The 6,414-nt window shown below is 35.1% G+C and carries 6 protein-coding genes and 1 pseudogene; 2 read left to right on the top strand and 5 right to left on the bottom strand.

Annotated elements, in window-relative coordinates; all coding sequences use genetic code 11:
- Positions 1-398 precede the first annotated feature (398 nt).
- Positions 399-986, bottom strand: coding sequence for a hypothetical protein (locus tag EIZ37_RS25300; RefSeq protein ID WP_134687541.1), 588 nt, complete (start codon positions 984-986; stop codon positions 399-401).
- Positions 987-1,014: 28 nt separating this feature from the next.
- Positions 1,015-1,419, bottom strand: coding sequence for a hypothetical protein (locus tag EIZ37_RS25295; RefSeq protein ID WP_134687540.1), 405 nt, complete (start codon positions 1,417-1,419; stop codon positions 1,015-1,017).
- Positions 1,420-1,950: 531 nt separating this feature from the next.
- Here EIZ37_RS25295 and EIZ37_RS25290 point away from each other — a divergent pair.
- Complete coding sequence (locus EIZ37_RS25290) at positions 1,951-2,325, top strand: hypothetical protein (RefSeq protein ID WP_134687539.1); 375 nt, start codon at positions 1,951-1,953, stop codon at positions 2,323-2,325.
- A gap of 258 nt (positions 2,326-2,583) precedes the next feature.
- On the opposite strand, the gene EIZ37_RS25285 is transcribed toward EIZ37_RS25290, so the two are convergent.
- The 3 genes from EIZ37_RS25285 to EIZ37_RS25275 all read right to left on the bottom strand — a co-directional run bounded on the left by EIZ37_RS25285 (position 2,584) and on the right by EIZ37_RS25275 (position 5,805).
- A complete protein-coding gene (locus EIZ37_RS25285; protein WP_134687538.1) occupies positions 2,584-3,078 on the bottom strand; it encodes a hypothetical protein in 495 nt (164 codons plus the stop codon).
- Between the two features lie 631 nt (positions 3,079-3,709).
- Positions 3,710-4,327 (bottom strand): hypothetical protein, encoded by a 618-nt coding sequence (locus EIZ37_RS25280; protein WP_134687537.1) that lies wholly within the window; start codon positions 4,325-4,327, stop codon positions 3,710-3,712.
- Positions 4,328-4,401: 74 nt separating this feature from the next.
- Entirely contained in the window at positions 4,402-5,805 is a 1,404-nt protein-coding gene (locus tag EIZ37_RS25275; RefSeq protein ID WP_134687536.1) for a peptidoglycan DD-metalloendopeptidase family protein, read from the bottom strand.
- 481 nt (positions 5,806-6,286) lie between these two features.
- On the opposite strand from EIZ37_RS25275, the pseudogene EIZ37_RS26495 reads away from it, so the two are divergent.
- Positions 6,287-6,414, top strand: a pseudogene (locus tag EIZ37_RS26495) (RNA polymerase subunit sigma); the annotation flags it as partial.

Raw genomic sequence — 6,414 nt, 5'->3', positions numbered from 1 at the left:
TGGGGGTCAGCCAGATAAGGGATCTGGTTGGCTTTTTTGTTTTTATCAACATTTGGAAATTGCCCTGAAGATCGAAAAACTATACCAAATAATTTTATTATTTGGTAAAGACTATCAAACGGAGTATTGGAAAGTTTAAGTTCTTATATGTTGCGGCAATCGTTGAATACTGTGGCTTCTGGCCTATTTGTAAAGGAGGGCATTCATTAATAAGCTGCCACCATTCATCAAAAAGTGAAGTGCACCCCCTAAAGTTCATCGGTAAACCTCGGGGGTTTTTCCAATGTCTACTTTAAGGGGTGCACTTCAGTCTTGACCATAAACAGTAAAGGGCTTTCTTTTTACTGTCTACCTAAAGGGGATAATACCAGAAATCCCAGGAGGGCTTTCTTTTATAATTAATTGTTTTCTGTTTCAGTAAAATCTTTCAGAGGTTTCAGCTTAAGTTTTTCGAGTTTTTTACCTGAAGCTGATTCTGCTTCATCAAGTGTCCAAGCGTTTTGCTGAGTGCCGTCTGATTTGGACTGAACAGAGCCTTTAGCTTTGGGGGCTGGAGCAAACCAGTAGATGTGATTTTCGCCAGTGGCAGATGACTTAAATACCATGAAGGCTTTTGTCCCGTCTTTCTTAATGAAGATACCTGGTATGATATCTCCTGATTTAACATCTTTCTTAACAATTTCCAAAATAGAAACCTTTAAGAGAGCGGCATCTTTTCCTGTCACTTCTTTGTAGCTTGTCGAAGGAGCGTGAATGTCGTAATAAGTGTATTCATTCTGCTCAATACCGAATGCTTTAAATGCATCAGTGTAAGCTTCAAATTTCTTTTTCGTGACTTCATCATCGACATATGCTTTCCAAGCTTTTTCTTCACTTGTTTTTGGAACAAATTCTTTGGAGTTAGCGTCAGTCGTCGTATAGCCAAAGGCAAATGTTGTAGCTATGGCTAATGTAGACACAGCTAATATAGTTTTCAGATGCTTCATGGTTTATTTCCTCCTTAACATAGATAACTTAGTAGCCGGAAATGTATTCTTCGTCATCATCTTCTGCAATATCGATGAGTTCACCATCCCATAACTCTCCAGTAGTTGAAGCCTGCCAATACATACCGTCAACCTCTCTATCACTTGTAATGGTAACAGTTACCGGGCTGTCATCATCAGTTTCTGTCACATCATCTACCATATATGCTTCGCATTGTAAAATTGTAGTATTCTCAATTCTTTGCCCAGTTTCACTGGATCCAGAAGCTGTAATCTTCCCTGTACCCTTCCCCTTATAATACGTAGAATATTTGGAAAAAGACACAGTTGTTGAAGCAGAAATACTTGAATAAGCAAACGATGGAATTGCAAATGACAAAACTCCAATTGCTGTCACGACTGGTAGAATGATTTTGCGAATATGCAACTTCAAAAAAATCCCTCCTATGTAAGTGTTATTCCAACAAAAACCATAATATTCCAATGTTTTTCAATTGTCAATTTTTACAAATAAACGAAATTGTTACAATTTCGTGAACTAGCCTAACTATCAGACATCATTGCATTTTTGCCCTATCTACGGATTTCATTGGTTAAGTACCAGTTGGGTGTATCTATTGTTTGCTTTTTCGCGTTTCTTCTGCTCACATTACGAGAGTAAATATATCCACGAATCATCCAATAAAATTGACCGAAGGATTAAAATGGGAATACAAGCTATATTTGGTAAGAAAATGTGAATCAGGTCGCTTCAAAATGATAGTATTAATACGATATCTAATAATTCATCTTTGGGGATATGGAGTAATTTTGGATTTTTTGTGAAATATTAACATTTCTTTCTGTAACATCTGAGGAACAAGACCCCGATTCTATTGTTGATGCATATGCATCCTGGTATGCAGAATCCTACGCAGCAATCTGGAATAGCAAAACTCAAGAATATAGTCATGAAAAATTTAAAATGACGGACCCACTTTACTATGAGGATATTGACGCGAGAGTAGCTGCAGTAAAAGCTAAGATAAATTCAGTACAGGAACAAAGTGCTGATGTCTTTGATATTGACGAAAATGAGTATAAGTTGTTCCAAACCAACGAGTTTTTAGCGAAGAATACCGGCCTAACTGTAGATGCCAGTGCGAAATTCAGAATTGCTATGCGAGACGTCATTAAAAAAGGAGATTCCAAACCAGGAATCTATTTAAATAATGATAAGGAACAAGCAATTGTCGTAACAAAGTCGAAAGACAACGAATACAAAATGTTTAAATTTAAGATAGAATCCGATAACACATGGACCTTGGTTGATAGTGAAACAGAAAAATCCTCAAAATAGTTTCTGGCCAAGAACCTAAGTTCATTAGTTCTTCAAACAAACAGCACCTTTTTAAACCAATTTACTGGTTTGAAGAGGTGCTGTTTTGCTTTATCATAAGATTTTTACATAGGGATCAACTTTTGTTCAGAGAATGAAGCAAAATATAGATTACAAAATGCGATGGATGACCAAAATTGTTTCTGAGATCTCCTAATAATCAGTAAAACCGAATTCTGGTTAACGGACGTCTACATACCGATGAAGTTGAACACTATCTTATAATTCAATGATTCTCTCTTCAGTCTTATCAGGATATGTTATTTTTTCATGGACCTTATTATCTGTTCCTTTAAAGTAGATTCTGAACATTTCTACCTTATCGTTTTTATCAAATTGAATAAATATCTGTAGATCCAATTTATCTTGCAAAATACTTTCTACATCTACAAAATCACCATTTAACCTCTCGACCACTCCTCCTTGGAAGGCTGCCTGACCATTCGAATGTGAAATGTCGTATCTCCACAATTCAACATTCGTTTGAAGATCTTTTACCGTTCGATAAGAATCTGAGAATTCATTTTTGATATCATTCTTTGTCATACCAATTTTAATTTTATCAGTTATCTGAGATAAATTGATCGTTTGCGAGGTTGTATTAGGGATCTGATTTTTTTGTACCGGTTTATTTTGATTCATTACAAATAAATAAGCAACAAACAAAACAAGACATATTATCAGTAAAAAACTGATTCTTTTTGATATACTCATGTGAACACCTCATAAAATTTGACCTAGTAAGTAAAATTATAGCAGAACTAGTGTGCTTTTAGAAAATAACAATTGTCCCAAATAAGCAAAAAAATCCAAGCAATAGTACTTTTTTTTTGTAAGGGTGATAGAACTAACGACTATTAGAAAATCGCAAATTATTCGATGCAAAAGTGGTTTTGGGGAAAGTAGTCGACTGGAGTTTAACAAGTTTTATCAGCACATCCACTTCCACGTTGAAAGCGAAAAAGAAGGCATCATCGGCCGATTTTGATCGCAGCGTGAGATCGCGCGAGAGCTGGGGATTTCACATTCGTAAGTTTCGATTGAAAAACTGGCTTATATGAAGCTGTTTAATGATTTTTAGCGGACGAAGCAGGCTCAGAGGAATACAGAGTGGCACTTTTACAATTTAAAAACAAGCTTTTTATGGGTAACCAAGTGTCTTCATGAAAAAAGCCGGTTGTTTACCCAAATGGCGTCACCGGCGTTTTAGATAAATGCATTGCATCAATTTATTCTCTAATCAATATTTGGAAAAGTAACCGGCATATACCAACAAAAAAATGGGGGAGTCAGAGTGAACATTTGGATTTGGTTCATATCTTTTTTCTCTAGAGATTTATGCTTTTTATCTTATACTTCTTTTTATGTTGATTAAGCGGAAATCTGTTCTACTAAAAAAATATTGCTCTCTTATTTCGTTAGTAACATATTCGCTTCCATTTACTACATCTATAAATTGACCTGTTATCTCGATAACATGAGAATTGCCTTCTGTCCGGTTTTGAATTTTCAAGTTTTTTTCAATTAAATTAATTCGACTTATAGACTCTGTTTCTAAATACTCATAAGTACCTTCGGGGCTCCTTTTATAATAAACGGAAAATAACCGATCTGCTTGATCTATACTATAGTAATTTGACAAAGCGGTCACTATCTCCATTTTTGCTTTTTCATCAATTTGGTAAGTTTTTTGTTTATAACTTAAAGTTAAGAGATTAGAGGTCCAGGTGTTAAGCGAGTTTATCCATTGAAGTTTTGTTTCGTTATTCATTTGGAAAAAGCGAGCAGTTATTTTTTCGGGACGGGGTGCGTTCTTCAGGTAATTCACCACATCGGCCTGCCGTGTTACATTAGATTCTATATTGTTTTTGATTTCATAGTATACAGGTTTTTGTAACACGACCTCATTCACACTATGATAATGATTAATCAGGAGAAATAAAAGTGAAATTTCACCAACCATATCCAATCCTCCTTGGTCTAAAAAAGATCTATTTAATTAAAAGACCTAGTTTAATTAACTAGGTCTTTGGTGTTTTAGTCTTGTACTGGGAGCCCAATTAGTTTTTTCTGTTCAGGGGTCATTTTAGGGACTGGTATACTTAAAATGGCCCTTTGTTCGGGTGTCATTTTTTTGATTTCATCCATGGTGTATACAACCTCTTCTTTGTCATACATATGCACTTCCTCAAAATTTGCTGCACTTGAAACGCTCTTTAAATACTGTTTATACTCGGGGAAATATACCATAGGATCAAATGGATCCTCGGAATTATCGTTAGAGCATGAACTTCCGCAATCCCTTGTTTCAAAATGTAAATGTACTCCATCGGATTCCCCAGTATTACCCATATCGCCAATCTTATCTCCAGCCTGAACTTTTTCATTAACAGTTACATCGAGATCTTCTAACATATGCGCATATCTCGATTGGATCAAATCTCCATCAACAGAAGACGTAATATATACAACATATCCATAGGAGGAGGACCATTCTGCTCTTGTTACAGTTCCATCCCAAATAGAATAAATATTATCGCCGTCATCTCCTGCTGTAACAGCTCCAACATCTACTCCTAAATGGTCGTTGCTTTCACTATATCCTCGTGATATTCTTGTTGATTCTGTTGGCCATTGCTTGACTAGTTCCCATTGAACAATATAAGAATTGTCTTCGTCATATCCGTTAAAACTTTTAACTTTAACATAGTAGGTTCCATAATCGAGTAACCTTTCCTGTAATAATTCTCGATTATTATCTGAGTTCATACCTGCCCATATTTCATCAGTAGTATCGGAACTATCATATAGATAGAGGTCATAATCGACGCCACTTGGTATGCTATAAAGCTGTAAGTCGATGTAGCCATCCTCACTTAAGTAGAATTTATACCAATCAACATCGCTTTCATCTGGTGAAATATAGCCTTCATTAGTCTCACCATCAGACAATCTTGTCGCATCATCTGGAGTCTCATTCATGGCACCAATTGAGGATGATGACTCCTTTTTTTCAAATACGTAATCACTTGTATTAGATATTATATTCCTTATCTTTTTTCCATTATCATCTTTTTCCAAAATCATTGACGTTGAAAAGAAAAATTCCTGGTGGTCTAAGGTAAGATCTAATAAATATGGTTCATCGCCAATTTCAAAATCAATTTTGAAGTTGTCTTCATTCTTTTGGCGGATCTGTTCAGCTTGTGATTTATGACCATTAATTTTGTTATATTCAAGTAACAAGTTAACTTTTTTATCTGTTTTAAGTTTTATACTCACTTGATTATCTTTTGTATCCAGAGAGAAATCAGTAATTGGATAGGGATAATCATTTTTCTTTTCTGCTTTCTTTTCTGCAAAGACAGTGGTGTTTGAAATAAGTAAAACCATCATAAGTAAAAGCAAACTTGTAATTTTAAATAAATTTTTCTTTTTCATAAGGTTACCCTCCTTTGAAATTGTGGAGTGTGTTGCTAACCCTGAGGAATACAAACAAGAACACTAAATAGAGAACCTAGAATGGTTAATGCAAAGAAAAATGATCTAATGGCATCCCCTCCCGATAAATCCCAAAAAATATAAAAAATTTCTAGTAATTGGAACTCCTTGCTAATAGCGATATTAATATTACTGAAACGAAAAAGCAATATTTTTTTGTTAAAATTAGGAATATTCAATCAAATGAATGGTTGTTTCATTTTATTAAAGATCCTGATGAAAAATGGACGACCTTTGGTAATCACAAAAGATATAAAAAATATTAAATCGAAAAGGGTATAATGCTTTATTCGGTATATATCACCGAGATGTAAATCAATTCAATATTCATGGATTTACCAAAAAACAATCCTCCACTTACACAGCACTGTGCACTTGAATTGCTAAAGCTGAAATAAATTACAGATAATAAGTAAGGGTCAATGAAATCACGCTCATCGATGTACTGGGAACCGAAACCGACGAGGTCGTTGACGCCGTGCAGTTGAAGCTGGAGTCCAACAAGATCTATCAGCACATCCACATCCTCGATGAACGCGAAAAAGAGGT

Source organism: Brevibacillus migulae (assembly GCF_004521915.1).
GTDB classification, from domain to species: Bacteria; Bacillota; Bacilli; order Brevibacillales; family Brevibacillaceae; genus Brevibacillus_F; species Brevibacillus_F migulae.
Note: the sequence above shows the minus strand (reverse complement) of the source record. Positions and strands in the feature narration are given on the sequence as shown.